Here is a 26477-nt window from a genome sequence, read left to right on the forward strand (position 1 = left end):
CGAGGTGACCGCTGCTCCGACGGCGCGCCGGACGCAGGCCGAGCGGCGGGCCAGCACCCGCGAGGCGCTCGTGCGCGCCACCGTGGGGGCGCTGGTCGAGCTGGGCTACGCACGCACCACCACCCAGGAGGTGCAGCGCCGGGCCGGCGTCTCCCGCGGCGCGCTGACCCACCAGTTCACCACCAAGGCCGAGCTCGTGCTGGCCGCGGTCGACCACCTCTACGAGGAGTTCAGCGCGAGCGTGCGCCAGGCCGCGGTCGACCTGCCGGCGGACCCGGCGGCGCGCGCCCGGCTGGGGGTGCAGCTGGTCTGGGAGAGGTTCCACGGGACCTTGTTCGTCGCGGCGATGGAGCTCTGGGGTGCCGCCCGGACCGATCCCGAGCTGCGCGCCGCGCTGCTCCCGCACGAGCGGCGGCTCGGGGCGCAGCTGCGGACGCTGGCCATGGAGGTGTTCGGTGAGCAGGTGGCGCGGCATCCGCAGGCCGAGGCGGTCTACCAGGTGCTGCTCACCTCGATGCGGGGCCAGGCGCTGACCTACGCGCTGCAGCCCGACGCCCCCCGCACCGGCCCGCACGTCGAGCACTGGCAGTCGATCGTGGAGGCCTTCACCGCCCGCGGGGACCGCCTGAGAAGCTGACACCCTCGACAGGTGCTGCTCCGGGGGGCGCGGATCGATGGCCACGACGGCCCTGCTGGTGCTCGACCTGGTCGGCACCTTCGCCTTCGCCCTCAACGGCGCCCTCACCGCGCTGCGCACCACCCGGCTCGACATCGTCGGCGTGGTCACCCTGGGCATGATCACCGCGCTGGGGGGCGGGACCATCCGGGACGTCTTCCTGGACAGCCTGCCCCCGGCCACCTTCCTGGACTGGCGCTACCTCGCGGTCGCCGCCGGCGGTGGCCTGATCGCCTTCATCGCGGGGCCCTACCTGGAGCGGCTCAACGGGGCGATCAACGTGCTCGACGCCGCCGGCCTGAGCCTGTTCGCGGTCACCGGCGCGCTGAAGGCCCTCGACCTCGGCTTCGGCCCCGCGCAGGCGGTGATCGTCGGCGCGATCACCGGCGTCGGCGGCGGCACGCTCCGCGACGTGCTGATCCGGCAGGTCCCCTCGGTGCTGACCAGCGGGCTCTACGCCGTGCCTGCGCTGGTCGGGGCGACGGCCGTGGTGGTGGCGGAGCTCCTCGGCACCCGCGGGCCGGTCGCCTCGGTCTGCGCCGCCGCCCTGTGCTTCACCATCCGGATGGTGGGGGTGCGCTTCGACGTGCACGCGCCCTTCCCGCCGGTGCGCCGGCCTCGTCCGCGGGAGGGGCCGGCGTCCCGGGGGCGCCTGCGCCGGGCACCGGGCCGGCGACGATCCCGGTCCTGACCGGCGCCGGACCCGCCACCGGCCCGCGCGGCGCGGTTCAGGGTGTCCGCTCGGCCACCGGCAGGATCTCGCCGCTCTCCACGCGGGCGCGGTAGCCGTTGATCTCCCGCTTCACGACCCGGGCCAGGATGTAGAGCCCGATGATGTTCGGCAGCGACATCAGGAAGATCATGCTGTCGGAGAAGCCGATCACCGCGTCCAGGGTCGACGAGGCGCCGATGACCACGAAGAGGCAGAAGATCAGCTTCCACGTCCGGTCGACGATCATCGACTCGCCGAACAGGTAGGTCGCGGCCTTGAGGCCGTAGTAGCTCCAGGCCAGCATCGTCGAGTAGGCGAAGAGGATGACCGCGACGGCCAGCACGATGGGGAACCAGTCGACGACGGTCTCGAAGGCCGCCGACGTCGTCTCCACACCGGGGTCGCTCGCCTCGTCGGCGTAGGTGCCGGTGATGACGATGGCCAGCGCCGTCATCGTGCAGATGACCACGGTGTCGATGAACGGCTCGAGGACGGCGACGTGGCCCTCGGTGGCCGGGTGCTCCGTCTTGACCGCCGAGTGCGCGATCGCAGCCGAGCCCAGGCCCGCCTCGTTGCTGAACGCGGCCCGGCGGAACCCCTGGATGAGGACGCCGACGATGCCGCCGTAGCCGGCCTCGGGGCTGAACGCCTGGGAGACGATCGCCCACAGCGCCTCGGGGATCTGCCCCAGGTTGGCGAACAGCACGGTCAGGCAGGCGAGCACGTAGAAGACCGCCATGAACGGGACCAGCTTGTCGGTGACCCGGGCGATGCTGCGGATCCCGCCGATGATCACCGCGCCGACGAAGAGCGCGAGCACCAGGCCGAACACCGCGCCGGCGGCGCCGAACCCGAGCGGGCCGTCGTCGCCGCCGGTGACCGACTGCGCCTGCTGGAAGGCCTGGTTGGCCTGGAACATGTTGCCGCCGCCGACGGCCCCGCCGAGGGTGAAGATGCAGAACAGGATGGCGAGGACCTTGCCGAACGTGCCCAGCCCCGGACTCCTCTCCCGCAGCCCCTTGGTGAGGTAGTACATCGGGCCGCCGGAGACCCGCCCGTCCGGGTAGACGTTGCGGTACTTCACCCCGAGCGTGCACTCGACGCCCTTGGTGCACATGCCGAGCAGGCCCGCGACGATCATCCAGAGCGTGGCCCCCGGCCCGCCCAGGGAGATCGCCACGGCCACGCCGGCGATGTTGCCCAGGCCGACGGTGCCCGAGACCGCCGTCGCCAGGGCCTGGAAGTGGGTGACCTCACCGGCGTCGCGGGGGTCGTCGTACCGGCCGCGGATCAGCTGGATGGCGTGGCTGAAGGCGCGGAACTGGAAGCCGCGCAGGTAGATCGTGAAGAAGAGGCCGGCGATGACCAGCCAGACCACGATGAGCGGGAGCTCGACGCCCTCGTCGATGAACTCCAGCGGGACGGCGAAGAAGACGATCCCGGTGATCCACTCGGAGATCGGCGCGAAGAAGCCGTCGACCTGCTCGTCGAAGGTGGCGGCCAGGAGCGAGTCGGACGGCGAGGTCATCACGGCACCACCAGGACGGGGATGGGGGACAGCTGGATGAGGCTGCTCGGCGTCGAGCCGAACAGCAGGGTGCGCACCCGGCTCTGCCCCGTCCGGCCGACGGTGATCCAGGCGGCGTCGTGCTCGCGGGCCAGGCGCACCAGCGTCTCGGCGGGGTGCCCGTGCCGGACGACCCCCTCGATCGTCAGGTCGCCGGCCTCGGAGAGCCGGGCGACGACCGGGTTCAGGACGCGTTCGCGGGCGGCGGTGGCCTCCTGCTCCTTCTCCACGGGGCGGCGCTCGTTCTCCTCCGCGGTGGTGAAGGAGTAGGGCGACCACGGGACGACGCAGGCGACGACGAGCCGCAGGTGGTGACGGCGGGCGGCATCGGCCGCCGCGTCCGCGGCGCGACCGCTCGACTCGCTGCCGTCCAGGCCTACCAGGATGGATTCGGGCACGGGCCCACCTCCGGCGGAGAGGATGATCGGGCGACCGTAGCGGTGTTCGCGCCGGTCGGCAGGTCGAGCGCGCCCCTCCGCCGGCCGGGGGTCAGGACGCCGGTGTCACGTGCCGCGCGGGCGGGCGGAGAGCCCCGTCGGCGGGGTCGCCGTCCTCGGTGACCCCGCCGCCGGCAGCCTCGCCGCCCGGAGCGTCGCCGTCGTCCGGCTGCCACTCCGACCGACGGCCGACCTGCCGCCGCCAGCCCTGCACGGCGGCCGCCAGCACCCCGGCCACCGGGACCGCGACGAAGAGGCCCAGCAGTCCGAAGGCCGAGGCGGCTCCGGTGGTCAGCAGCAGCACGACCAGCGGGTGGAAGCTGATCGCCCGGGACAGCAGCAGGGGGGCGAGCACGTTGCCCTCGATCTGCTGCACCAGGACGACGATCAGCAGCGCCCACAGCGCCGTGTCCCAGCCGTTGGTCACGCCGGCGACCGCGACCGCCACGGCGCCGGCGATGGTCGCGCCCACCAGGGGGACGTAGGCGAGCAGGAACGTCAGCGCCCCGATGGGGAGGGCGAGCGGGACGTCGAGCAGCCACAGCCCCAGCCCGATCAGCAGGCCGTCGATCAGCCCGGTGGCGGTCGAGGCGTAGAACCAGGCGCCGGCGGTGCGGAGCCCGGCGCGGAATGCTGCGTCGACCGGCGACCGGTGCTCGACGGGCAGTGCCCGGACGAACTGGCGCCACAGCGCGTCGCCGCTGGTCAGCGCGAAGATCGTGAAGAAGAGCGCGATCAGCAGGACCGTGGTCACGTTCCCCACCGCGTTCAGCCCCTGGGCGGCCGCGCTCCCGAGCCCCGACGCGGCTGTGCCCACCGAGGACTCCAGCTGCTCGAGCACCTGGTCGAGCCCGGCGTTGTTCATGTCCTCGGTCCGCGCCTGGACCCAGGCCGTCGTCTCGTTGATCGCGTCGGCGCTCGCCGCGACGAGGCCGGGCCAGGCCACGATCAGCTGCAGCACCAGGAAGGTGAGCACGCTGACGAAGAAGGCGAGGTAGCCGATGACGCAGAGGATCGCCGCGAGCACGGCAGGGACGCCGTGGCTCCGGAGCCAGCGGGCGATCGGCCAGAGCATGGCGACCTGGGCGAGGCCGAGCATCGCGGCGGCGGCGACGAACTGCACCTGGAGCAGCAGCCAGATGACGCCCAGCGCGGCCAGCCCGATGACCAGCAGCCGCCCGGCGATCACCGCCTCCCGCTGGAAGAGCGCCGCCCGGCTGTCCGCGAGCTGTGGCGTCGCGGGGTGCGCCCCGGCGGCGCGGATCGGCGGCGGTTCGGTCATGCCCCACCCCCCCTCCGCTGCGCGCGGGCCCGTGCCGGGGGCCTCGACGCGCCCATCCTGACGCCTCCGCCGGTCCGGCGGGGAAGCGCCTCGCATGGCGGTCCCCCCGAACGGGTAGCCGACCGGGGGTCACCAGCACGTCGGACGTGCGCGCGGTCGCGGGGCGGCTGCGCGCCGAGGGAGGAGGATCCCGTGCTCGGACTGATCGGGCTGCTGCTGGTCGTGTGGCTGGTGCTCGCCGTCGTCGGTGCGGTCGTGGAGGGGCTGTTCTGGCTCCTCGTCATCGGCGTGGTGCTGTTCCTGGCCACCGCCGCCTGGGGGTGGACCAAGCGCAACACCAGGGTCTGACCGCCGCGGCGGCCGGTTCCGCGGGGACCGGCCGCCCGGCGGGCGGGCCTCAGCCCCGGGCGTGGAGCTGGTCGGCGAGGCCGGCGGCGAAGCCCTCGGCGACGGCGAGCTGCCCGCGCAGCGCGGTGACCCGGGCGGTGGCCGCCTCGTGGAACATGCGCAGCCGGTCCAGCAGCTGCGCCCGGTCGCCGGTGCCGGCATCCAGGTCGGCGAGCAGGCCGAGCAGCTCGCGCATCTCCTCGAGCGCGAACCCCAGCGGCTTCATCCGCTTGATCACCTCGAGGCGCGCGACGTCCCCGTCGCTGTAGAGGCGGAAGCCGCCCTCGGTGCGGGCGGTGGGGACGACCAGCCCCTCCTCCTCGTACCAGCGGATGGTGCGCAGGCTCAGCCCGGTCCGCTCCGCGACCTGGCCGATCTGGAGCAGCCCGGCGCGTGCCGCCTGCATCAGTGCGCCCCGGCGAGCCGGCCGGTGTGCCGCTCGAAGCGGTCGGCCGAGTGCCCGTTGAGGCCGACGATCTCGACCGTCTTGCCGCGGGTGGCGTACTTGTGCGTGATCGCGTCGAGCACCGCCACGGTGGAGGCATCCCAGACGTGCGCGTTCGACAGGTCGACCACGACGTCCTCCGGGTCGCCGTTGTAGTCGAACTGGGAGACGAGGTCGTTGCTCGAGGCGAAGAACAGCGCGCCGTGCACCGAGTACACGCGGGTGCCGCCGTCGGGGTCCAGGACGCTGGTCACCTCGACGAGGTGCGCGACGCGGCGGGCGAACAGCACGCACGCGGTGAGGACGCCGCCCCCGACGCCGATCGCGAGGTTGTGGGTGAGCAGCGTGCCGGCGACGGTCACCAGCATCACCGTGGTCTCGCTGCGGGGCATGCGGTGGAGGGTGCGCAGGCTGTGCCAGTCGAAGGTGGCGATCGACACGAAGATCATCACCGCGACGAGCGCGGCCATCGGGATGATCGCGACGACGTCGCCGAGGGCGACCACGAGGACCAGCAGGAAGGCGCCGGACAGGAAGGTCGACAGCCGGGTGCGGGCACCGGACTTCACGTTGATCATCGTCTGGCCGATCATCGCGCAGCCGCCCATGCCGCCGAAGAAGCCGGAGGCGACGTTGGCCACGCCCTGGCCCCAGGACTCGCGGGTCTTGTCCGAGTGGGTGTCGGTGAGGTCGTCGACGAGCTTGGCGGTCATCAGCGACTCCATCAGCCCGACCAGGGCCACGCCCAGCGCGAACGGCGCGATGATCGTCAGGGTCTCCCAGGTGAAGGGGACGGCCGGGATGCCGAGGAAGGGCAGGCTGTCCGGCAGCTCGCCCTGGTCGCCGACGTCGGGCAGCGCCCAGCCGGCGGCCACCGTCAGCCCGGTGAGCACGACGATCGAGATCAGCGGCGAGGGGACGGCGGCGGTGAGCCGGGGCAGCAGGAAGATCATCGCCAGCCCCGCGGCGACCAGCGGGTAGACCAGCCAGGGGACGTCGACCAGGTGCGGCAGCTGCGCGGTGAAGATGAGGATCGCCAGCGCGTTGACGAAGCCGACCATCACGCTGCGCGGGATGAAGCGCATCAACCGGGCGACGCCGGCCGCGGCGAGCAGCACCTGGAAGACGCCGCCGAGGACGACCGCGGCGAACAGGTACTCGACGCCGTGCTCGAGGGCCAGCGGCGCGACGACGAGCGCGATCGCGCCGGTGGCCGCGGTGATCATCGCCGGGCGGCCGCCGGTGAACGCGATCACCACGGCCATCACGAACGAGGAGAACAGCCCGACCCGCGGGTCGACGCCCGCCAGGATGGAGAAGCTGATCGCCTCCGGGATGAGGGCCAGGGCGACCACGAGGCCGGCGAGGACCTCGGTGCGGGCGGTGCTCGGGGAGAGCCACGCCGGCCGGCGGAACCGGGGCGTGGACGGGGCAGCGAGGGCTGAGGACATGGATCCGTCTCGGTCGTGCGCCGTCGGGGCGCGGGGTGCGGCACCGCGGCGGTGCGGGTCGTGGGTGAGGTGCGCCGGTGCACCTGCGGTGCGGCGCGCCGGCGCGGGGCAGGGGCGCCGCCGGGGGGCCAGGGCGTCGGTGCCGGCGACCGCGGCGCCGGGCTCACCGAGAGTGTGCCGGTCACCCGTCCCTCACGTCAGGGTCTGGCCGGTGAGTCGTTCGTCACCGTGGTGGGGGAGTGGTCGTCGTCACGCACGCCCGGCGCGGGAACTCCGCCGGGGGCTGGAGCGACTACTGGACCACCGCACGGCCCGGCAGCCCGCCGGGCCGGCGGCAGACGAAGGAGCCCGCCCGTGCCCGTCCGTCCTCTCCGCGCGCTCGCCGCGACCTCTCTCGCCACGGTGGTGGTCCTCGCCGCCGGTGCCGGCGCGGCCTCGGCGCACGTCCGGGTGTCCTCGGGCGATGCCGCCCCCGGCGGCTTCGGGGAGTTGACCTTCCGGGTGCCGAACGAGAGCGACACGGCTTCGACGGTCTCCCTGCGGGTCCAGATCCCCGCTGCGACCCCGCTCGCCTCGGTCAGCGTGAAGCCGGTGCCCGGGTGGACGGCGACGACCACCACCGGGCCGGTCGACCCGCCGGTCGAGGTGCACGGGAGCGAGGTGACCGAGGCGGTCAGCGAGATCACCTGGACCGCCGACCCGGGGGCCGGGATCGCGCCCGGGCAGTACCAGAGCTTCTCCATCAGCGCCGGTCCGATCCCCGAGGTGGACGAGCTCACCTTCCCGGCGATCCAGACCTACGACGACGGCACGGAGCAGGCTTGGATCGAGCCGACCGTGGAGGGGCAGGACGAGCCGGAGAGCCCGGCTCCCGTGCTGATGCTGAGCGGTGCGGCCGACCACGGCGGGGGTGCCGCCGAGGCGTCGACGGACGTGGACGAGGCATCCGCAGCGCAGACCTCCGACGGCTCGGGGCTGGCGATGACCGCCCTCGTCGTCGGCGGGCTCGGCCTGCTCGCCGGCGTCGCCGCCCTGGTGCTGGCGCTGGGCTCCCGGCGCCGCGCCGGCTGATACCTGGACGGTCAGCCGGCGGCGGCCGGTCGTCGGCCGGCCCGCCAGGCCCCCTCGAGCGCCGCCACGGCCTCGGCGAGGCCCGGCAGCGCGACGGCCGGGCGGATGTCGGTGCCGGCCCATCCCGAGCCACCGACCAGGACGCGCACCGTCCGGTGCGCGCCGGCGATCTCCGGCAGGGCGCGGACCGCCTCGTCGTCCGGCCGGCTGAGCCAGATCAGCACGGCAGCCGCCCGGGTGCGGCGAGCAGCGGTCACCAGCGCGACCGGTGGCGTCCGGGGGCCGAGCAGCCGGGAGGGCACGCCGCGCTCGACCAGCGCCGCCCGGACGGCGTGCAGCGGCAGCACGTGCTCCTCCTGCGGCCCGCCGGCGAGCAGCACCGGGTGGTCGGCCGGTGGTTCCGGCAGCCCGGCGGTGTGCCGGACCAGCGCCGACGAGACGGCCTGGCTGAAGAGGTGCTCGATCTCGACGCCGGTGCCGGTGGCCTCCCAGTGCGCCCCGGCGGCGACCAGCACCGGCCGGACGACGTCGTCCCAGGCGCGCAGCGTGCCCAGGTCGCGCAGCGCGGCGACGATGGCGTCCTCGGCACGCATCTCGTCGAGCCGGGCAGCGGCCCGAGCCAGCCCCCGGGCCTCGCGGCCGGCTCCCGGTACGGCCAGCACGCTGCCGCCCGCTCCCGACCTGCGCCGGCCGGGGCCGACGTCCGCCGCGCTGCTGTCGAGGCCCCGGGCGGTGGCCGCGGCGACGGCCGGGTCGGTGCCGGACAGGACGGCCCGGTGCACGGCCTCGAGGAGGCCGACGTCACCGGGGGTGTAACGGCGGTGGCCCCCTGCCGAACGGGCCGAGGCGACGAGCCCGTACCGGGTGCCCCACATGCGGACGGCCGACGGCGAGACGCCGAGGCGCGCGGCCACCTCGCCGACCGACAGCAGCTCCATCGGCAGATCGTCACACGAGCCGGGCAGCTCCGTGTCCCGGCGCTCGGCCGGGGGAGACCCTCACCGGCCGCAGCCGCTGCCGGGCCCGGGCGTCCCGTCGGGGACGGGCCGACCAGCGCTCAGCGGGCCGCGTGGGCGACCTGCCACACGGCACCCCGGTGGGCGACGGTGGCCCGCATCCCGTGCTCGGCGAGGAGGGCGAGCATCTCCGCCGGCGGGTGCGCGAACGTGCGGAACCGGCGGCCGCCCCAGTCGAGCAGCCGGTTCTGCACCGCGACGAACGCCCGGGAGACGGCGTTGCGCGGCGGGAAGCTGAAGACGAGCTGCGCGCGGGCGTGGCCGGCGGCGGCGGCGAGGAGCGCCGGGTGGTCGGGGTAGCAGCACACGACGCGGTGCAGGACGACGATGTCCGCCGGCCGGGCTGCCGCCGGGTCGGCGGCGATGTCGGCCAGGCGGCGGTCCACGCGCCCGGTGAGCCCGGCCTCGTCGAGCAGCCGGGCTGCTTCGGCCTCGTAGCCCGGGGAGAGCTCGAGGTTCGTGGCCGAGGCGGCGCCGCGGCGGAGCAGCTCGATGTGGATCTCGCCGACGCCGCCACCGATCTCCAGCACGGTCGCGTCCCGGAGACCGCGCTGCTCGAGCAGGTCCACCATCCGGCGGGCCGTGGCGTCCAGGCCCTTCCTCCGGTAGCGGGCGGCCCGTCGCCTGGCGAACCGCTCGTCGAACACCCCGTCGCACCCTCGGGGATCGCAGCAGCCGGCCACGGCGGCAGTGTCCCACCGTCGCCTGCCGCGGTGGGCCGTTCGCGGGACGGGCCGGTCAGACGGATGACGACCCGTGGCCGCGCGGGTCGGCCGTCCCGGGGGTGAGCAGCCTGAGCGCTATCGACCCCAGCTGGGCGACCTCGGCCGAGGTGAGCCTGTCGAAGACCAGCCGGCGGACCTCGGCGACGTGGCCCGGGGCGACCTTCTCCAGCAGTGACATCCCGGGGTCGGTGAGCGTGGCGTACTGGATCCGCCGGTTCGTGGGACACGGCCAGCGGCTCACCCAGCCCTGCTCCTCCATCGCGGCGACGGCGTGGCTGAGGCGTGACGGGCTGGTCGCGGTCTGCCGGGCGAGCTCGCCCATGCTGAGCGTCCGCTCCGGCTGGGCGGAGAGGATGGCCAGGACCTGGTAGTAGGCGTGCTTCATCCCGGCGTCCTGGCGGAGCTGCCGGTCCAACGCCTGCGGCAGGAGCTGGAGGACCTGGACCAGGGCCAGCCAGGTGGCCATCTCCTCGTCCTCCAGCCAGCGCGCCGGCACCTCCCCCGCGTCGGCGGCCGGGTCCGGGTGCAGCGGGTCGTCGGTGGGGCGGGCCATCAGGACTCCCGACGTCAGAGGATGTGGAAGGACCGCTTGGACAGCCCCAGGAAGTACCCGTCGACGGCGGTGGTGACCGGTGCGGTGGGGGCGGTCGCGGCGCCCAGGGTGACGAACAGCGGGGTGAAGTGCTCGACGGTCGGGTGGGCGTAGCGCAGACCGGGAGCCCGCATGCGGAACTGCGCGAGCTCCTCGACGTCACCGCGGTCCAGGGCGTCGGCCACCCACGCATCGAAATCGGCCGACCAGCCGGGGACGGCGTCCGGCCGCGACCAGTCCATGTACTGCAGGCCGTGGGTCATGAAGCCGGAGCCGATGACCAGCACCCCCTCCGCCCGCAGGGCCCGCAGTCGTTCGCCGAGGGCGAGCAGTGCGGTCGTGTCGTGCGTCGGCAGGCTCAGCTGGAGGACCGGGATGTCGGCGGCCGGGTACATCACCTTCAGCGGCACCCACGCGCCGTGGTCCAGTCCGCGGTTGCGGTGCTCGTGGACGTGCTGGGTGTCCGGCAGGACCGACAGCACCTGGCGGGCCAGCGCGGAGGCGTCGGGAGTGTCGTACCGCATCCGGCGGTACATGGGGTGGAACCCGCCGAAGTCGTAGACCAGCTCGGTAGGGGCCGTGCTGGTGATCCCCAGGCCGTCGGACTCCCAGTGCGCGCTGACGATGAGGATCGCCCTCGGGCGCGGGAGTTCGCGGGCCCAGTCGTGCAGCTGCCGCATCCACCGGCCGTCCTCGAAGGTCGGAGGCGCGCCGTGGCTGATGTAGAGCGCCGGCAGCGGGCCGTCGTCCGGTCTCCATCCGCGGTGCGGCCCGGCAGCCGCGTCGTGCCGCAGGTGAGCCGCGAACGGGTGACGGGTGTCGATCAGCGCGTCGGCTGCGGCTGTGCTGGTCAGGGTGGTGCCGGTGCTCATGCTGGTCTCCGGGAGGGGTGCGGTCTCGAGGGTTCCGGGCTGCGGTCAGACCTGCGCGTGCGCCGGCGCCGGGGCGACGGCGAGCTGCAGAGTCTCCAGGGGAAGCCGCGTCCGGGCAGCCGTCTCGCGGCCGGCGAACGGCTCGGCCAACCGGGCCGTCGCGTCCTGGCGGCCGATGGCCAGCACGACGAGCGGTGTGACGCCGGGAGGCAGCAGGGCCCGGAGGCGGGCGGCGTCGAAGCCGCCCATCTGGTGGACGGCCAGTCCCTCGGACTGCGCCTGGATCGACAGGTGCGCCACGGCCTGACCGGTGTCGTAGCGGGCCCACGGCCGCTCGGCGCCGTCGGTGCCCTCCTCCGTCGCGGCGACCACGACGAGGGCGGAAGCGGCGTGCGCCCATACCCGGTTGCCGCCGGCGAGGGCCTCGAGGACGGCGCCGTGCTCGACGGTTCCCCGCAGGGCGACGGCGAATCGCCACGGCTGGGTGTTGGACGCGCTCGGCGCCCAGCGGGCTGCCTCGAGCAGCGCGGTCACCTGCTCCGCACCGAGCTCGTGCCGCGGGTCGAGGGCCCGGGGGCTCCAGCGCTCCGCCAGCAGCGGGTGCAGCGGGACGGAGGTGTCGGCGGTCTTCGTGGACGGGTTCACGGTGTGCTCCGGTCAGCCGACGAGCGGCAGGTCGAGGGTGTGCGCGGTGCGGTCGCGCTTGGCGGTCAGGTAGCGGGTGTTCGACTCGGTCAGGTGGAGCCCGGTGCGCACCTGCTCGGTGACGGCGATGCCGTGCAGCCGCAACTGGTCGGCCTTGTCGGGGTTGTTGGACAGCAGGCGGATCCGCTCGGCACCCAGCGCGCGCAGCATCTGGGCGGCGACCGCGTAGTCGCGCTCGTCCTCGCCGCGGCCCAGCGCGACGTTGGCGGCGTAGGTGTCCAGCCCGGCGTCCTGCAGGGCGTAGGCGTCGAGCTTGGCGTACAGGCCGATCCCTCGACCCTCCTGGCGCAGGTACAGCAGGAAGCCGCCCGCGTCGGTGATCCGCTCGATCGCCTCCCGCAGTTGCGGGCCGCAGTCGCACCGCTCGCTGCCGAAGACCTCGCCGGTCAGGCACTCGCTGTGCGGCCGGACCAGCGGCGCGGGCCGTCCGGCCGCGGCGTCTTCGAGGGCCCGCCGCCAGTCACCCAGACCGAGCAGGAGGTGCTCCCCGCCGTCGGCCAGGCCGTCGAAGGTGGACACGTCCGCCGTCGTCGCATATCCGTCGGGGAACCGCAGCGGCACGGTCACCGTCGTCCGGACGGTCGCGTCGGTCACCGATCGGGCTCCGGCGCGCGGCGCCGGCCCGTGCGCCGCCATGGTGGGGAGGGGCATCAGAACGTCCATTGACTTGAAACTTCAAGTGACCATAGCGGCAAACAGTTGAGAGTTCAAGAGTTTGTCCGCGCCGTGCGATGTCTCTGCGGTAGGGGGGGCGGTCGAACGCCCGGCGACCCGTGACTCCGCCGTCGACCGCAACGGTGAGGAGGCGGACCGGTCGGCCGCGCCGAATCCCGGCTGCACCGAGCAGCCCCAGCCGTCGCGGTGCCCGCTGTCCCGGGTCGAGGGATCTCCACCACGCCCGAGGAGCCGAGCTGGTGTGAGGTGAGCCCGGGGCGGCTCGAGAGAAGCGGTGGTGGAGCGGCACAGCCACACCACCACCGGGGCCCGGAACGGACGGAGGCCCTGGTCAGCGAGCTGACCAGGGCCTCCACCGCGTGGGGTGAGTGACGGGGCTCGAACCCGCGAGTGAGGCCGGTCCCGGGCCTGGTGGCCCGGCAGATGCGCAGAACAGCCGCCCCGTCGGACGCTCCGGATCGTTCTTGAGCGTTCCTGGGCGGTCTCGAGCGGTCCTGAGCGTCCGATTGCCCCCCAATCTGCCCCCCAGTTCCCGGGCTGCACCGGACGCGCGAGTCGCCCCTCGCGCGGACTCTGGCCGGGGCCTCTCCTGGGGGCGATTGACCGGCGCTGGGTCCCCCGGACCGGTCGAGGAGTGATCGACGAGCAGCTCGCCACCGTCCGGCGGTACACCCGAGCCGAGGCGGCGCGCGCCTTGAACGTCCCCGAGCCGCATCAGCGCAAGGGCGACCCCGACGGCGTTCAGCAGCGCGGGGTGTGGTTCACCCGGCCGACATCATCGCCATCGGCGCGATGCTCCCGGAGCTCATGACGACTCGTCAGTCGAACACCGTCGCCGCCGCTGGTGCTCCCTCCGAGGCGCAGCTCCACCGATGGGCCCACCTCGGCCTCTGACCCTGTCGGGACAGGTCCGGGCATCAACTGGATGACCACCCGGCCCGAGGCCGGCTGCAGTGCCGTCCCCGGCAACTGGCGCAGGTCACCGCTGTCGCGAACGACTCCACCGGCACGACGTCCGTGTCGTCGGCCGCGGGCGTCCCACGTCGGCGTGCGTTGCCCCGTCATCCCGTGACGGCATGCGGCCTCGGCTGACCCGGCGGCCTCGAGCAGGTCGTGGGACTCCACGGCGGCGCGGGCCAAGGTCTTGTAGCCCTCCTGGTCGAACAGCACGGTGAGCCGGTCGGACTCGACCGACATGAGCGTCCCGTGTCGCCGCTCGCGGTGCTGGACGGCGGTGCTCACCGGGAAGGGCGAGGCCTCGGCCACGTGCTCGCTGCCCCGGCCGCCGTGGCGACGGACGCGGTCTTGACCCGGCAGCACCCCGGTACCCTGGTCGAACTCACTCATCGGGACGTCGGCGACGTGTCCCTGTCGCCGGGGGGACGTGTGACTGGCTCACTGCCTTCCGGCGCCGCGCTGCCCCCGCGGTCGGATCCGGCGTTCGAGCGGTTCGCCCGCCTGGTCCGTCGGCAGTTGGACGTCCCGGTCGCGCTGGTCACGCTGGTGTCGGCCGACGAGCAGGTGTTCCCCGGCGCGGTGGGCCTGCCCGAGCCGTGGCAGTCGACCCGCAGGACGCCGCTGAGCCACTCGTTCTGCCAGCACGTGGTGCGCTCGGCGGCTCCGCTGGTCATCGCCGATGCCCGCACCGACCCGCTGGTCGCCGAGAACCTGGCCATCCCGGACCTGCGCGTCATCGCCTACGCCGGTGTTCCGTTGACCGACGGCGACGGCGACGGCGTCGTGGTCGGCTCGCTGTGCGCCATCGACAGCCGGCCGCGGACCTGGTCGGACGATGACCTGGCGGTGCTGACCGATCTGGCCGGAGCCTGCAGCTCGGAGTTGTGGCTGCGGGCGGCCCAGCAGCGCGCCGATGACGCCGTCGCCCAGGCGCAGGAGTCCGCGGTGCGGGCGCAGCGGCTACTGGTGCAGCAGGCGATCGACCGCTCCCGGTGGGCGCTGGCGCTGGACGCGGGGAAGGTCGGCACCTTCGACCTGAACCTGGCCACCGGCGCGCTGACCGTCGACGACCGCCTGCTGGAGCTGTCGGGGATGGACCGGGACACCTTCACCGGCCGCCCGGAGGACGTCTACGTCCACGTGCACCCCGACGACGTCGCCGATGTCCGCGCTCGCGTCCAGCACGCCGTCGACACCGGCGGGATCTACGACGCCGAGTACCGCATCGTGCTCGCCGACGGCTCCCACCGGTGGGTCGCCGCCCGCGGGCAGGTGATCGATGGCGCCGATGGCGCCACCGGACACCTGGTCGGCGTGGTGCACGACACCACCGACCGCGCCCTGACGCAGCAGCAGACCCAGCGCGCCGCCGCCCGGGAGCGGCTGCTCAGCCGGATCACCGAGGAGCTCAGCGGCACCCTGGATGCCGACGAGGCCGCCCACCGCCTGGCCCGGCTGGTGCTGCCCGCGGTCGCCGACTGGTGCATCGTCACCCTCATCGACGACGACCAGGCCGCCGGCTCCCGCCGCGGCCTGCGCCCGGCCGCCGCGGAGCACGTCGACCCGGCGATGCGGCCGGTCCTCGACGGGTACGCGCAGGCGCGGCTGGGCGCGCTGGGCGACGAGGCGATCGTCGTCCGGGCGATGCGCACCGGGCAGGTGCAGTTGGTCGGTGCCGACGCCACCGCGCACGCACTGACGATGCTGACCCCTGGCCCGACGCACGAGGCCATCCGGGCGCTGGCACCCGAAGCCATGACCGTCCTTCCGCTGCCCGGGCGCACCGGCCCGGTCGGGCTGATGACCCTGGCCAACGGTGCCGACCGGGGCCCGTTCACCCACGAGGACCTCAACACCGCCCGGCACGTCGCCGGCCGCGCCGGCCTGGTCCTGGACAACGCCCGACTGTTCCGGCAGCAGCGCGACCTGGCCGAAGGGTTCCAGCGGTCCCTGCTGACCCCGCCGCCGGAACCGGACCACCTGCAGATCGTGGTCCGATACGTGCCCGCGGCGCAGGCCGCGCAGGTCGGTGGCGACTGGTACGACGCGTTCATGCAGCCCAGCGGCGCGACGCTGCTGGTCATCGGCGACGTCGTCGGCCACGACGTGCAGGCCGCCGCGGCGATGGGACAGATCCGCAGCATCGTGCGGACCCTCGGCGCGCTGGACCACGACGGGCCGGCCGCGGTGCTGTGTCGGGTGGAGCAGGTGATGGAGACCCTGCAAACACCGATCCTGGCGACCACGGTCGTCGCGCGGCTGGAGCAGACCGACGAAGAACGCGCCGACGGGCTGACCCGGCTCCGCTGGTCGAACGCCGGACACCCGCCGCCGATGGCGGTCACCATCGACGGCTCGGTCACCGCACTCACCACCGCTCACACCGATCTGCTGCTCGGGGTGGACGCCACAGCCACGCGCCGCGAGTCCCAGGTGCACCTGGGCCGCGACACGGTCGTGCTGTTCTACACCGACGGGCTGGTCGAACGTCGCGACTCCGACCTCGATGCCGGCACGGCCAGGCTGCAGGACACCTTGGCCGAGCTCGCCGGCCGGAACCTGGACGAGTTGTGCGACGAACTGCTGGACCGGATGCTGCCCGACGCGCCCGACGACGACGTCGCCCTGGTCGCGGTGCGGTTGCACCCGCAGGACCGGCCGCGCCCGGCCGAGGCCGGTCCCGAGCGGGTGCCACCGAACCTGCCAGCCGACTGACCCCTGGCGCCCCTGCCGCGGAAAGGTCGAGGTGAAGGTGCATCGCGCGCGGCGGCACACTCGGACACCTACCGGTCGCACCGTCCGTCCGGCGGGTCACCATGCCTGCCTCTCCGCTCCCGCCCGCGGCGATGGCCGACGCGGAACAGGCCGAGACGGGCGTGGCTACCGGCGTCCATCGGGGGCGCGGGCTAACGTCGTCAGTCGCGAGTTCGGCGACTGGATGCCACCGGCGACAGCCTGGACGCCATCGGGTCGCCGGACAGCCGGGGCCGGCTCCTGCACCACAGTCGGTCGATCCTCGGAGGGCACGTTGGGCAACGACCTGTGGGGCCACCGCCATCCGCCGCCGACGGGCGCCGACACCGTCCGCGTCGGACGGTGGAAGCCGGCCGGCATCGCAGACCTGACGAGCGCCCGACGGCGACTCGCCGCAGACCTGCAGCATGCGGCCGGCGCCGACGGCGGGGCCGTGGAGCGGCTGCTGCTCGTGTTCGAGGAGATCGGCTCCAACGCGCTGCGACACGGCGGGGCTCCTGTGGACATCACCGTGTGCAGCTTCGGCAACTACTGGCTGCTGGAGGTCGGGGACACCGACGTCAGTACGCCGCCGACCCCGGCCGTCGATCGAGACGCGGCCGACGGCGGCCTGGGCCTGTACCTGGTCGGGCAGATCTGTGGAGCCCACGGCTGGTACGTCGACGGCACCCGCAAGGTCGCCTGGGCGCGGATCGACTACACCCGGGCGGAGGCCCCTCCCGAGGTCACGGCCTCGCTGCCCAGACCGTCGCTCGCCCGGTCTGGATCCGCATGAGCACCCTGACCAGCCCGGTGTAGGTGATCGTCGGCGGCGCTGCGGGCGACGCGGTCCGGAAGCCTGAGCGACCGGTGGGGCGCAATAGCCAAGTCAGCCCCGTCGGACCAGACCGGCTGTGTGCACGCGTCCGCGGCCGGCGTCCTTCGCGGCGTACATGGCACCGTCGGCGGTGACCGTCAGCAGGTGTGCGCGCTGCGCAGTCGCCCCGTCACTGCCCCCATCCGCCTCCCAAGCGGGGGCAGCGGCGGCCCGATTGCCGCCGCCGACGGCGCCGGAACAGATGGAGGCCCTGGTCAGCGAACTGACCAGGGCCTCCACCGCTCGGGTGAGTGACGGGGCTCGAACCCGCGAGTGAGGCCGGTCCCGGGCCGGGTGGCCCGGCGAATGCGCAGGATAGCGGCCTTCTCGGACGTCCCGGAGCGGTCGTAAGCGGTTCTGCGCGGTCCTGAGCGCTCAGTTGCCCCCCAATCTGCCCCCCCAACCCCTGGGCGCCCGCAGCGACCGGCAGCGGACCCGGAGCCGGCCCTTCCCGATGCCGAGGGGGTAGGAGAGCGCGGCGGGGATTGCCTCCGGCTGCCGGCCGCCGGACAGGTCGAAGGGTGATCAACGAGCAAATCGCCACCGTCCGCTGCTACAAGCGGGCTGAGGTGGCAGAAACCCTGAACATCCCGGACACCTGGCTGAAGCGGTGGGTCACCGCGCGGTCCATCCCGCACCAGCGCAGCGGCAACCCCGACGGGAAGCAGCAGCGCGGGGTCTGGTTCACCGCGGGGGACATCCTGGCCATCGGCCAGATGCTGCCGGAGCTCATGACGCCGCGTCAGGCCAAGCGGACCGCGGTGCCCGACACGCACTGCGCCGCGCCGGATGCCCCGGAGCCCGTCACCGCCGACGTGCTCGACAAGTGGGCCAGCATCGGTCTGCACTGACAGAGCACCGCCGGCGCACGGTGTGGTGACCGGCTGTCCGGCGCCTCCCGCGGAGGGGTGCTTCTGCTGACCGTCGACCTCACCGAGGTGACCCACCTGGCCAGTGCCGGGGTGCAGGTCCTACACCGGATGCGCGACCAGCTCGCCGCCCAGCAGCAGCAGCTGCTGCGGCTCGAGGCATCGCCCGGCAGTCCCGCGCACGCGGTCCTCGACCTGGTGCGCCTGCCGCACCTGGGCGGCGACGGTGACGTCGGTGACCGCCGCACGACCCGCCGTGCGGGGAGCTGAGTCAGGTCCCACCACAGGCCGACCACGGCGGCACCGGTCAGCAGGCGGCCGGTGAGCAGATCGGTGCCGGGCCCGGACCACGTCGGCCACCCGGTCGTCCACGACGTGCCGGTCTCGGGGCCGCCGGTCAGTTCGGTGCGGTCGACCGGTGCCCCAGCCGCTGGGCGGCGCTGCTCATCTACGCGTCGGTGATCGGGCGCCACTCCTGCTCATGGGCGGGGAGCAGCCGGTCGAGCGCGGCCCGCCGCAGCGTGTGCGCGGCCACGGTCGGGTCGACACCTCGGAGCAAGCGCGGGCGGGGTGCGGTGTGCCGCGGGCCGTCGGCGATCAGGCGGTGACAGCGACGCCTCGTCCGTTCAGCGCCGGCTGTCGAGGTGGCCGGCGAGGCTCTCGGCGAAGCCCTCGGCCACGGCGAGCTGCTCGCGCAGCGCGGTGACCCGCGCTGTGGCCGCCTCGTGGAACATCCGGAGCCGCTCGAGCAGCTGCGCGCGGTCGCCAGTGCCGGCATTCAGGTCGGCGAGCAGGGTGAGTAGCTCGCGCATCTCCTCGAGGGCGAAGCCGAGCGGCTTCATCCGCTTGGTGACCTCGAGGCGGGCGACGTCGTCGGTGCTGTAGAGCCGGAACCCACCGTCGGTGCGGGCGCTGGGGACGACGAGCCCCTCCTCCTCGTACCAGCGGATGGTGCGCAGGCTCAGCCCGGTGCGCTCGGCGACCTGGCCAATCTGCATCAGCTCGCTGCGCGGTGTGCCGGTCACCCCTCCTTCATAGGCCACCGGGTGGCCCGCTGAGTCCGTGGCGCGCATCAGTGCGCCCCGGCCAGCTGACCGGTGTGCCGCTCGAACCGGTCTGCGGAGTGGCCGCTCAGGCCGACGATCTCGACCTTCTTGCCGCGGGTCTCGTACTTGTGGGTGATGGCGTCGAGGGCGGCGACGGTCGAGGCGTCCCAGATGTGGGCGTCGGTCAGGTCGATCACCACGTTCTCGGGATCACCGGCGTAGTCGAACTGGGTGTACAGGTCGTTGCTGGAGGCGAAGAACAGCGCCCCCGTCACCGAGTACACCCGGGTGCTGCCGTCGGGGTCGGTGACGCTGGTGACCTCGGCCAGGTGGGCAACGCGGCGGGCGAAGAGCACGCAGGCCGCGAGGACGCCGGCGCCGACACCGATCGCCAGGTTGTGCGTGATCAGGGTGCCGGCGACGGTCGTGATCATCACGATGGTCTCGCTCTTGGGCATGCGGTGGATGGTGCGCAGGCTGTGCCAGTCGAAGGTGGCGTACGCCACGAAGATCATCACGGCGACCAGGGCGGCCATCGGGATGGTCGCGACGACGTCGCCGAGGGCGACCACGAGGACCAGCAGGAAGACGCCGGAGAGGAAGGTCGACAGCCGGGTGCGGGCGCCGGACTTCACGTTGATCATGGTCTGGCCGATCATGGCGCAACCGCCCATGCCGCCGAAGAAGCCGGAGGCGACATTGGCCACGCCCTGGCCCCAGGACTCGCGGGTCTTGTCGGAGTGGGTGTCGGTGAGATCGTCGACCAGCTTCGCCGTCATCAGCGACTCCATCAGCCCGACCAGGGCCACGCCGAGGGCGTAGGGGGCGATGAGACCGAGGGTCTCGAAAGTGAGGGGCACGTCGGGCAGCAGGAAGAACGGCAGGCTGTCGGGGAGCTCGCCCTCGCCGCCGACGTCGGGGATCTCCCAGCCGGCGGTGACCGCCACCGCCGTCAGGACGATGATCGCGACCAGGGGTGCGGGGATCGCCGTCGTCAGCCGGGGGAGCAGGAAGATCATCGCCAGGCCGGCGGCCACGAGCGGGTAGACCAGCCACGGCACGTCGGTCAGCTGCGGCAGTTGCGCGGTGAAGATCAGGATGGCCAGCGCGTTGACGAAGCCGACCATGACGCTGCGCGGGATGAACCGCATGAGGCGGGCGAAGCCGGTCACGCTCAGCAGGATCTGGAAGAGCCCGCCGAGGATGATGGCGGCGAACAGGTACTGGACCCCGTACTGGAGCGCCAGCGGGGCGACAACGAGAGCGATGGCGCCGGTCGCGGCGGTGATCATCGCCGGGCGGCCGCCGGTGAAGGCGATGACCACAGCCATCACGAAGGAGGAGAACAGGCCGACGCGAGGGTCGACCCCGGCCAGGATGGAGAAGCTGATCGCCTCGGGGATCAACGCCAGGGCGACGACGACGCCGGCCAGCACCTCGGTGCGGGCGACCGACGGGGACAGCCAGGCCGGGCGCCGGAAGCGAGGCGCGGGCGGGGCAGCGAGAGCTGAGGACATGGATCCGTCTCGTTCAGTGCGCCGGTCTCGGCGCAGGCGGGCAGCACCGGAGGCGGTGCCGAGTGTGGATGGGTGCTGCAGTGCACCCGTGGAGCGACGCGGCGGTCGGAGCGGTGCGGGGCCGGGCGGGATCTGCCGTCCGGGGCCATCAGCGCAGGTGACCGCGTCGTCGGTGTCGAGGCCAGTCTGCCGGGAACTCGTCCCTCACGTCAGGGTTGAATGGTGAGCCGTTCGTCACTATCGGGCCCGGCCTCCCCGGCAGCGGGCGCGGACCGGCCGGGCCCGGCGGCAGCATGGCCTCCGGCATCGGGACGTCGTCCCGCGGCCCGGAGTCGGAGGACGGGTCGCCGCTCAGCGGGGACGGAACCGGCAGCAGCAGTCCGGCGACGGCGACCAGCAGCGGGAGGACGGCGGAGGCCAGGAGCGCGGCCGTGTAGCCGCCGGTCGCGTCGTGCACCAGCGCGAACCCCACCGGGCCGAATGCGGTGGAGCCGACACTGACCGACGCGACGACGCCACGGATCGTGCCGAGATGCGTGGTGCCGAAGTAGCGCGGGAAGGCCCCGGCCTCCAGCGTGCGGATCGCCCCGGCCGAGCCGCCGAGCACCAGGCCGAACCCGATGGCCGACCAGCCGGGGTCTACCGCGGTGCCCCAGGTCAGCCCGCCGGTCAGCGCCAGCATGGACCCGGCGGTCAGCCAGCGCGGGCTGATCCGGTCGACCAGCGCGCCGACCACGAGGGTGGCCAGCAATGAGGCCGCCGTCTGCGGCAGGAAGTTGGCCGCGGCCTCGCCACTCGACAGGCCCTGCTCCCCGAGCAGGTCGATCTGGTGAAAGGCGACCGCGGTGCCCAGCATCCCCGACACGGCGACCCCGCCCAGGATCACCCAGAAGAAGGGGGTGCGGACCGCCTCGCCGAGGGTCGCGCCGACCGGCCCCGCGGCGGGCGGCGGCGCCCCCTCGGGCGTCCGGCCGTCGGGGCGCTGGCCGAGGTCGGCGGGCGAGTTGCGGACCCCGAACAGGGCCAGCGGGATGACGATTGCCCAGACTGCGACGCCCTCGATGGCCCAGGCGGTGCGCCAGTCGGTGGCCGAAATCAGCGCCTCCAACCCCACCGGCGCGAGGGAGATGCCGGCCGCGCCGACAGCAGAGACCACGCCGACGGCCAGGCCGCGGCGGCGGGAGAACCAGACGGCGACGGCGGTGGTGGCGACCAGCCCGAGGGCGCCCTGCCCGGCCATCCGGACGCCGACGAAGCCCGCAGTGAGTCCCACCACGGTCGACACCTCCGACAGCGCGAGGAGCACACCGCCGAAGACGGCGCCGATGGCGGCCATGGTGAGCCGGGTGCCGTACCGGTCGAGTGCCCGCCCGACCACGGGCATGGCGGCGGCGCCGGCGAGGGTGCCGATCAGGTAGGCGGTGGAGATGGCCGAGCGGCTGATCCCCAGGTCGCGGGTCATCGGGTCGATGAACGCGGAGATGGCCGCGGTCTGCCCGGGGGCGGTTATCGCCAGCGCGAGGGCGGAGACGGCGACCATGTGCCAGCCGTAGAAGCCGCCGGGGCCGCGTGCGCCTGCGGGTGCTGTCTGTGCGGCCGCGGGCGATGTGGACCGGAACGCCGGCGTGGAGCGGTACGTGGGAAGTCCTTGTCGAGGTCGTGCCGGCGTCGCTGACGGCGAGGGTGTGGTGTTCGGATCGGCGAGGGGTCGTCTGCGCGCCCGTGGTCATCCGAGCTGGGCGGCCACCAGGGGTTCCAGGGTCAGGTGCGGCTTGCCTTCCCGCAGCACACCGGCCACCCACTTGGTGGTGAACAGTGCGAGAAGCTCGCCGTCGGAGCGGCGCAGCACCTCTGTCCCACTGCTGGCCGTGATGCCGGCGACCGAAGCCTCGTCAGTGCGCATCGCCAGGCTGTACGGGAGGGGCTCGAGCTCCACCGGAGCGCCGAACTCGTGCTCCATGCGATGGGCGGCGACCTCGAACTGCATGGGACCGACCACGGCGAACACCGGCGCGGAGTCCCCGCGGCGATCCGAGCGGAGCACCTGAACCACACCTTCGGACTCCAGCTGGGCGATGCCCCGGCGGAACTGCTTGTGCTTGGCCGTCTCCCGGCTGCGCGCGACGGCGAAGTGCTCGGGGGCGAAGGTCGTCAGCGGCGGGAAGGCGACGGGCCGGTCGGCGTAGAGGGTGTCGCCCACCCCGAGCGCCGAGGCGTTGACCAGGCCGACGACGTCGCCGGGGTAGGCGACGTCGATGCTCTCCCGTTCCCGGCCGAAGACATGCTGGGCGTACTTGGTGGTGAACGGCCGGCCGGTGGTGGCGTGGGTGACCACCATGCCGCGCTCGAAGACCCCCGAGCACACGCGCAGGAACGCCAGCCGGTCGCGGTGGGCGGCGTCCATGCCCGACTGCACCTTGAACACGAAGGCGCTGAACGGCGCGTCGACCGGGCGCACCGTCCCGTCAGCGGCGGGCCGGCCGGTCGGCGCGGGAGCGAGGTCGACCAGCACGTCGAGCAGCGCGCCGACGCCGAAGTTGGAGATCGCGGAGGCGAACAGCACCGGCGTGGTGACCCCGGAGAGGAACAGCTCCTGGTCGTGCTCGCCGGCCGTGGCGGCCAGCAGGTCGGCCTCCTCGAGCGCCTGCGCCCAGGCCTCGGGCTCACGGGCGGCCGCCTCCTCGGCGGTGAGGTGCTCCTCGGGGGCCACGGTCGCGCCGCCGGCGGTGCGGGTGTACCGCCGGTAGGACCCGTCGCGCCGGTCCAGCACGCCGCGGAAGTCCCCGGCGATCCCTACCGGCCAGGTCAGCGGGGTGGGGGTCAGCCCGGTGCGCTCGCCGATCTCGTCCATCAGCGCCAGGGCGTCCTGGCCGGGGCGGTCCCACTTGTTGACCACGGTGATGACCGGGATGCCGCGGTGCTTGCAGACGGCGAACAGCTTCATCGTCTGGGTCTCCAGGCCCTTGGCGGCGTCGATCAGCATGACGGCGGCGTCGACGGCGGTGAGCACCCGGTAGGTGTCCTCGGAGAAGTCGGCGTGGCCGGGGGTGTCGAGCAGGTTGACCACCGCGTCGCGGTAGGAGAACTGCAGCGCCGCGGAGGTGATGGAGATGCCGCGGGCGCGCTCCATGTCCATCCAGTCCGACACGGTGCCCCGCCGGCCGGCCTTGCCGTGCACCGCGCCGGCCTGCCCGATCACCCGGGCGTGCAGCGCGAGGGCCTCGGTGAGCGTGGACTTGCCGGCGTCGGGGTGGCTGATCACGGCGAAGGTGCGCCGCCGGGCGGCCTCGCCGACCACGTCGGCGCCTGGCGCGTGCCCGGCCTCTGGGCGGGCTGGGGCGGTGGCGCTCATGAGTGGATCTCCCTGGTGCGATGCAGGCGCTGCTCGTGCCGGCACAGCGCCTCGGCGAAGCCGGCCGCGGCGGCCCATCGGTCGTGCAGCGCGGCCACCCGCTGGTCGGCGAGCTCCCGGTACATGGCCAGCCGCTCCAGCAGCTGCGCCGCCGGGGTGTCGGCGGCGCCCGCCTGGTCGGTCACCTCGTCCAGCAGCCCGAGGACGTCCCGCATTTCCTCCAGGGTGAACTCCAGCGGCTTGAGCCGGCGGATCCGCTGCAACCGGGAGACGTCACCGTCGGTGTACAGCCGGAACCCGCCGGAGGTGCGGGCCGACGGGACGACCAGGCCGCTCTCCTCGTAGAAGCGGATGGTGCGCACGCTCAGTCCCGTGCGCTCGGCCACCTCGCCGATCTGCATCCGTCGCCCGGTCATCGCTTCCTCTCGGCAGGCCTCCCCCCGATCCCCGCTACAGCCAACTCTAACGTGAGGGTAGAGTTAGCGCCGCGAGGATCGCTGCCCGACGCCGCGGCTCGCCCCACAGCGAGGAGGTCGGCCCATGCCCATGCGCATCCAGTGCCCCCAGTGCGGGGAGACCGAGGACCTCCTCGGCAGCCGCAGCGCCGACGGCATCCGGATCGCCTGCTGTCGATGCGGCACATCGTTTCTGCGCGACCAGCAGCAGGCGCGGTGCGCCACCTGCGGCGGCACCGACCTGGTCCAGCGGCCGCAGGTACTGACCCAGTTCTCCCGCGGCACCCAGCTGTCGGTCGTCGGGTGGAAGGACACCACCTGCTGCACCGCCTGCGACGCCGACGCCCTGGCCCGGGCGGTGCGGGCCAACGGGCCGATCCCGGCCGACTACCGGTCCCGCGCCGTCACCGCTGCGCCCACGACCTGACCACCCCACTCCCAGGAGGAAGCACCCGTGGCGATCACCCGCATCCAGATCCTCGACTCCGTCGGGCCGGCGTTCGACTCCGGCCCCGTCACCACCGCCCAGCTCCGGGACGCCGCCGAGCGCAGCGGCGCGCATCCCGACGTCCTCGTGCTGCTGCGCCACCTACCCGCCCGCCAGTTCGCCAGCCCGCGCGACATCTGGCCCTACCTGCCCGACCTGCCGGTCGGGGTCTGACCCCACGGCCGGCCCCACGGCCGGCCCCGCGGCCGGCCCCGGCGCACCGCCCCGTCCCTGTTCCCCAGACCGGAGTCCTCCCATTCCGCATCACCCGACCACCCCCCGTGTCCTGCGCACCCGCGGCTCCGCCCGCGACGCCGGCCACACCGACATCCAGCCGCTGCACGACCTGGCCGGCCTGGCCGCCGAGCAACTGCGGGCCCTTGCCGCGCCGCCGAAGGAAGCGGTCGTCGGCATCTACCGCTCGTTCGGCCGCTCCGACCGCATCGCCGCCCGCGTTCTACGGACCCTGCTCGAGCCGGTCACCTGCCACGAGCTGACCGCGGCCACCGGGCACCGGGCAGCCGGCGCGGCCGCCGCCCCGCCGGAGCGGCTCACCCTGGTCGTCGACGTCAGCCGGTTCCCACATCCGCAGGCGCGGCAGATCGCCGAGGCCGCCGGCGCGCCGCTGCTCACGCGGTCCGCCGCGCTGCCACCGATGGACTCCGTCTCCAACCAGGCGGTGGACCGGGGCACCCGGGCCGGCCGCGCCGTCACCCTCGACCGCGGCACCACCCGGCCGACCGGCACCCGACCGACCACCTCGCGCGGCGACGACGGCGCTCCGGCCACCCGCGCCCGATGAGCGACATGACCCCGCAGCGGATCGCCGGCCGCGGCCGGCTGCTCGCCGCGCTCGGGCTGCTGCCGCTGGCCGTGGAGGTGGCGCGCCGCCGCGGGCAGTCCCGCCGGGTGGTCGCGCCCCGGCAGCGGCAGGCCCCTCTCCGCCTGCCCCTGCCGGCCGGGCTCGCGGTGCTGTCGGTGCTGCAGCTGCGCCACACCAGACGTGTCGAGCAGCTGGTCAGCGAGCTCACGCACCGGTCCCGCACCGACGCCCTCACCGGGCTGGGCAACCGCTGGGCGTTCGACGAGGAGCTCGCCGCCCGGCTGCGCAGCAGCCGGACCCCCGCGCTGCGCCGCCGCTGCGACCCGGCGCACACCACGCTGGCGCTCATCGACATCGACCACTTCAAGGCCTACAACGACCGGCACGGCCATCCCGCCGGCGACCAGGCCCTCGCCCAGGTGGCCGAGGCCACCCGCCGCGCCGCGCGGAACGGCGACGGCGTGTACCGCGTCGGCGGCGAGGAGTTCGCCGTCCTCCTGGACGCCGGTCACGGGGAGAGCCTGCGCGTCGCCGACCGGATCCGGCTCGCGGTCGCCGACGCCAGAGCCGGCCGGATCACCGTGTCGGTGGGCGTCGCGACCACCGCCGGGGGCGAGGCCCCCGAGACCCTCATCGCCCGCGCCGACCTCGCCCTCTACCGGGCCAAGGAGCGCGGCCGCAACTGCGTCGACAGCCACCGCACCGGGCCGGCTCCCGCAGAGCACCGGTACCCGGCCACCGCATAGCC

At 73.9% G+C, this 26477-nt stretch carries 29 protein-coding genes; 12 read left to right on the forward strand and 17 right to left on the reverse strand.

Annotation, left to right across the window (positions count from 1 at the left end):
- The first annotated feature begins 4 nt into the window (after positions 1-4).
- Complete coding sequence (locus tag ACI794_RS14430; RefSeq protein WP_456601306.1) at positions 5-637, forward strand: TetR/AcrR family transcriptional regulator; 633 nt, start codon at positions 5-7, stop codon at positions 635-637.
- Between the two features lie 37 nt (positions 638-674).
- Complete coding sequence (locus tag ACI794_RS14435; RefSeq protein WP_456616698.1) at positions 675-1367, forward strand: trimeric intracellular cation channel family protein; 693 nt, start codon at positions 675-677, stop codon at positions 1365-1367.
- A 37-nt stretch (positions 1368-1404) separates the two neighbouring features.
- Here ACI794_RS14435 and ACI794_RS14440 read toward each other — a convergent pair whose 3' ends face one another.
- From ACI794_RS14440 to ACI794_RS14450, 3 genes are all read right to left on the reverse strand, one after another.
- A complete protein-coding gene (locus tag ACI794_RS14440; protein WP_456601304.1) occupies positions 1405-2916 on the reverse strand; it encodes an alanine/glycine:cation symporter family protein in 1512 nt (503 codons plus the stop codon).
- On the reverse strand, positions 2916-3353 hold the full coding sequence (locus tag ACI794_RS14445) for a universal stress protein (protein ID WP_456582908.1): 438 nt from the start codon (positions 3351-3353) through the stop codon (positions 2916-2918). Before ACI794_RS14445 ends, ACI794_RS14440 begins: the two co-directional genes overlap by 1 nt.
- 91 nt (positions 3354-3444) lie before the next feature.
- Entirely contained in the window at positions 3445-4674 is a 1230-nt protein-coding gene (locus tag ACI794_RS14450) for an AI-2E family transporter (protein ID WP_456616699.1), read from the reverse strand.
- Between the two features lie 192 nt (positions 4675-4866).
- On the opposite strand from ACI794_RS14450, the gene ACI794_RS14455 reads away from it, so the two are divergent.
- The gene (locus ACI794_RS14455) at positions 4867-5022 is read left to right on the forward strand and encodes a hypothetical protein (protein WP_236828110.1); all 156 of its coding nucleotides are present in this window, start codon (positions 4867-4869) and stop codon (positions 5020-5022) included.
- A 49-nt stretch (positions 5023-5071) separates the two neighbouring features.
- Here the strand turns inward: ACI794_RS14455 and ACI794_RS14460 are convergent, their stop codons facing one another.
- Positions 5072-5467, reverse strand: a complete 396-nt coding sequence (locus ACI794_RS14460; RefSeq protein WP_456616700.1) for a MerR family transcriptional regulator — start codon at positions 5465-5467, stop codon at positions 5072-5074.
- A complete protein-coding gene (locus ACI794_RS14465; protein ID WP_456616701.1) occupies positions 5467-6957 on the reverse strand; it encodes a SulP family inorganic anion transporter in 1491 nt (496 codons plus the stop codon). The genes ACI794_RS14460 and ACI794_RS14465 overlap by 1 nt, the downstream gene beginning before the upstream one ends.
- Before the next feature lie 354 nt (positions 6958-7311).
- On the opposite strand from ACI794_RS14465, the gene ACI794_RS14470 reads away from it, so the two are divergent.
- Complete coding sequence (locus tag ACI794_RS14470) at positions 7312-8028, forward strand: YcnI family copper-binding membrane protein (RefSeq protein WP_456616702.1); 717 nt, start codon at positions 7312-7314, stop codon at positions 8026-8028.
- An 11-nt stretch (positions 8029-8039) separates the two neighbouring features.
- Here the strand turns inward: ACI794_RS14470 and ACI794_RS14475 are convergent, their stop codons facing one another.
- The 7 genes from ACI794_RS14475 to ACI794_RS14505 form a co-directional block, all read right to left on the reverse strand.
- On the reverse strand, positions 8040-8966 hold the full coding sequence (locus ACI794_RS14475) for a MerR family transcriptional regulator (RefSeq protein WP_456616703.1): 927 nt from the start codon (positions 8964-8966) through the stop codon (positions 8040-8042).
- 119 nt (positions 8967-9085) lie between these two features.
- On the reverse strand, positions 9086-9691 hold the full coding sequence (locus ACI794_RS14480; protein WP_456601298.1) for a methyltransferase domain-containing protein: 606 nt from the start codon (positions 9689-9691) through the stop codon (positions 9086-9088).
- Between the two features lie 91 nt (positions 9692-9782).
- Entirely contained in the window at positions 9783-10322 is a 540-nt protein-coding gene (locus ACI794_RS14485; protein ID WP_456601297.1) for a MarR family winged helix-turn-helix transcriptional regulator, read from the reverse strand.
- Positions 10323-10336: 14 nt separating this feature from the next.
- Positions 10337-11233, reverse strand: a complete 897-nt coding sequence (locus ACI794_RS14490) for a dioxygenase family protein (RefSeq protein ID WP_456601296.1) — start codon at positions 11231-11233, stop codon at positions 10337-10339.
- Positions 11234-11278: 45 nt separating this feature from the next.
- Positions 11279-11878 (reverse strand): nitroreductase family protein, encoded by a 600-nt coding sequence (locus ACI794_RS14495; protein WP_456601295.1) that lies wholly within the window; start codon positions 11876-11878, stop codon positions 11279-11281.
- 12 nt (positions 11879-11890) lie between these two features.
- Complete coding sequence (locus ACI794_RS14500; RefSeq protein ID WP_456616704.1) at positions 11891-12532, reverse strand: GTP cyclohydrolase II; 642 nt, start codon at positions 12530-12532, stop codon at positions 11891-11893.
- A gap of 822 nt (positions 12533-13354) precedes the next feature.
- Positions 13355-13960, reverse strand: a complete 606-nt coding sequence (locus ACI794_RS14505) for a hypothetical protein (protein ID WP_456616705.1) — start codon at positions 13958-13960, stop codon at positions 13355-13357.
- A 39-nt stretch (positions 13961-13999) separates the two neighbouring features.
- Between ACI794_RS14505 and ACI794_RS14510 the strand changes: the two genes are divergently transcribed.
- The 4 genes from ACI794_RS14510 (at position 14000) to ACI794_RS14525 (ending at position 18319) form a co-directional block, all read left to right on the forward strand.
- The gene (locus ACI794_RS14510) at positions 14000-16285 is read left to right on the forward strand and encodes a SpoIIE family protein phosphatase (protein ID WP_456616706.1); all 2286 of its coding nucleotides are present in this window, start codon (positions 14000-14002) and stop codon (positions 16283-16285) included.
- Positions 16286-16598: 313 nt separating this feature from the next.
- Positions 16599-17099: an ATP-binding protein gene (locus ACI794_RS14515; protein ID WP_456616707.1), complete on the forward strand. Its 501-nt coding sequence runs from the start codon at positions 16599-16601 to the stop codon at positions 17097-17099.
- Between the two features lie 602 nt (positions 17100-17701).
- Positions 17702-18031, forward strand: a complete 330-nt coding sequence (locus tag ACI794_RS14520) for a hypothetical protein (protein ID WP_456616708.1) — start codon at positions 17702-17704, stop codon at positions 18029-18031.
- Between the two features lie 57 nt (positions 18032-18088).
- Positions 18089-18319, forward strand: a complete 231-nt coding sequence (locus ACI794_RS14525; RefSeq protein ID WP_456616709.1) for a hypothetical protein — start codon at positions 18089-18091, stop codon at positions 18317-18319.
- A gap of 356 nt (positions 18320-18675) precedes the next feature.
- On the opposite strand, the gene ACI794_RS14530 is transcribed toward ACI794_RS14525, so the two are convergent.
- The 5 genes from ACI794_RS14530 to ACI794_RS14550 form a co-directional block, all read right to left on the reverse strand.
- Positions 18676-19074, reverse strand: a complete 399-nt coding sequence (locus ACI794_RS14530; RefSeq protein WP_456616710.1) for a MerR family transcriptional regulator — start codon at positions 19072-19074, stop codon at positions 18676-18678.
- A gap of 47 nt (positions 19075-19121) precedes the next feature.
- Positions 19122-20612: a SulP family inorganic anion transporter gene (locus ACI794_RS14535; protein WP_456616711.1), complete on the reverse strand. Its 1491-nt coding sequence runs from the start codon at positions 20610-20612 to the stop codon at positions 19122-19124.
- 148 nt (positions 20613-20760) lie between these two features.
- Positions 20761-22152: an MFS transporter gene (locus ACI794_RS14540; RefSeq protein WP_456616712.1), complete on the reverse strand. Its 1392-nt coding sequence runs from the start codon at positions 22150-22152 to the stop codon at positions 20761-20763.
- 186 nt (positions 22153-22338) lie between these two features.
- Positions 22339-23964: a peptide chain release factor 3 gene (locus tag ACI794_RS14545; RefSeq protein ID WP_456616713.1), complete on the reverse strand. Its 1626-nt coding sequence runs from the start codon at positions 23962-23964 to the stop codon at positions 22339-22341.
- Entirely contained in the window at positions 23961-24380 is a 420-nt protein-coding gene (locus ACI794_RS14550) for a MerR family transcriptional regulator (RefSeq protein ID WP_456616714.1), read from the reverse strand. The genes ACI794_RS14545 and ACI794_RS14550 overlap by 4 nt, the downstream gene beginning before the upstream one ends.
- Before the next feature lie 124 nt (positions 24381-24504).
- Between ACI794_RS14550 and ACI794_RS14555 the strand changes: the two genes are divergently transcribed.
- The 4 genes from ACI794_RS14555 to ACI794_RS14570 all read left to right on the forward strand — a co-directional run bounded on the left by ACI794_RS14555 (position 24505) and on the right by ACI794_RS14570 (position 26475).
- A complete protein-coding gene (locus ACI794_RS14555; RefSeq protein ID WP_456616715.1) occupies positions 24505-24846 on the forward strand; it encodes a hypothetical protein in 342 nt (113 codons plus the stop codon).
- A 27-nt stretch (positions 24847-24873) separates the two neighbouring features.
- On the forward strand, positions 24874-25080 hold the full coding sequence (locus tag ACI794_RS14560) for a DUF2795 domain-containing protein (protein ID WP_456616716.1): 207 nt from the start codon (positions 24874-24876) through the stop codon (positions 25078-25080).
- Between the two features lie 481 nt (positions 25081-25561).
- Complete coding sequence (locus ACI794_RS14565; RefSeq protein WP_456616717.1) at positions 25562-25708, forward strand: hypothetical protein; 147 nt, start codon at positions 25562-25564, stop codon at positions 25706-25708.
- On the forward strand, positions 25705-26475 hold the full coding sequence (locus ACI794_RS14570; protein WP_456616718.1) for a GGDEF domain-containing protein: 771 nt from the start codon (positions 25705-25707) through the stop codon (positions 26473-26475). The genes ACI794_RS14565 and ACI794_RS14570 overlap by 4 nt, the downstream gene beginning before the upstream one ends.
- Positions 26476-26477: the final 2 nt, after the last annotated feature.

The organism is Blastococcus sp. SYSU DS0541 (genome assembly GCF_054050875.1).

Excerpts from the sequence above, each read along its gene's own strand:
- ACI794_RS14535 (WP_456616711.1), bottom strand. The coding sequence starts at position 20,612 with ATGTCCTCAGCTCTCGCTGCCCCGCCCGCGCCTCGCTTCCGGCGCCCG.
- ACI794_RS14550 (WP_456616714.1), bottom strand. The coding sequence starts at position 24,380 with ATGACCGGGCGACGGATGCAGATCGGCGAGGTGGCCGAGCGCACGGGA.
- ACI794_RS14440 (WP_456601304.1), bottom strand. The coding sequence starts at position 2,916 with ATGACCTCGCCGTCCGACTCGCTCCTGGCCGCCACCTTCGACGAGCAG.
- ACI794_RS14460 (WP_456616700.1), bottom strand. The coding sequence starts at position 5,467 with ATGCAGGCGGCACGCGCCGGGCTGCTCCAGATCGGCCAGGTCGCGGAG.
- ACI794_RS14555 (WP_456616715.1), top strand. The coding sequence starts at position 24,505 with ATGCCCATGCGCATCCAGTGCCCCCAGTGCGGGGAGACCGAGGACCTC.
- ACI794_RS14565 (WP_456616717.1), top strand. The coding sequence starts at position 25,562 with ATGGACTCCGTCTCCAACCAGGCGGTGGACCGGGGCACCCGGGCCGGC.
- ACI794_RS14465 (WP_456616701.1), bottom strand. The coding sequence starts at position 6,957 with ATGTCCTCAGCCCTCGCTGCCCCGTCCACGCCCCGGTTCCGCCGGCCG.
- ACI794_RS14490 (WP_456601296.1), bottom strand. The coding sequence starts at position 11,233 with ATGAGCACCGGCACCACCCTGACCAGCACAGCCGCAGCCGACGCGCTG.
- ACI794_RS14505 (WP_456616705.1), bottom strand. The coding sequence starts at position 13,960 with ATGAGTGAGTTCGACCAGGGTACCGGGGTGCTGCCGGGTCAAGACCGC.
- ACI794_RS14475 (WP_456616703.1), bottom strand. The coding sequence starts at position 8,966 with ATGGAGCTGCTGTCGGTCGGCGAGGTGGCCGCGCGCCTCGGCGTCTCG.
- ACI794_RS14540 (WP_456616712.1), bottom strand. The coding sequence starts at position 22,152 with ATGGTCGCCGTCTCCGCCCTCGCGCTGGCGATAACCGCCCCCGGGCAG.
- ACI794_RS14485 (WP_456601297.1), bottom strand. The coding sequence starts at position 10,322 with ATGGCCCGCCCCACCGACGACCCGCTGCACCCGGACCCGGCCGCCGAC.
- ACI794_RS14450 (WP_456616699.1), bottom strand. The coding sequence starts at position 4,674 with ATGACCGAACCGCCGCCGATCCGCGCCGCCGGGGCGCACCCCGCGACG.
- ACI794_RS14545 (WP_456616713.1), bottom strand. The coding sequence starts at position 23,964 with ATGAGCGCCACCGCCCCAGCCCGCCCAGAGGCCGGGCACGCGCCAGGC.
- ACI794_RS14435 (WP_456616698.1), top strand. The coding sequence starts at position 675 with ATGGCCACGACGGCCCTGCTGGTGCTCGACCTGGTCGGCACCTTCGCC.
- ACI794_RS14570 (WP_456616718.1), top strand. The coding sequence starts at position 25,705 with ATGAGCGACATGACCCCGCAGCGGATCGCCGGCCGCGGCCGGCTGCTC.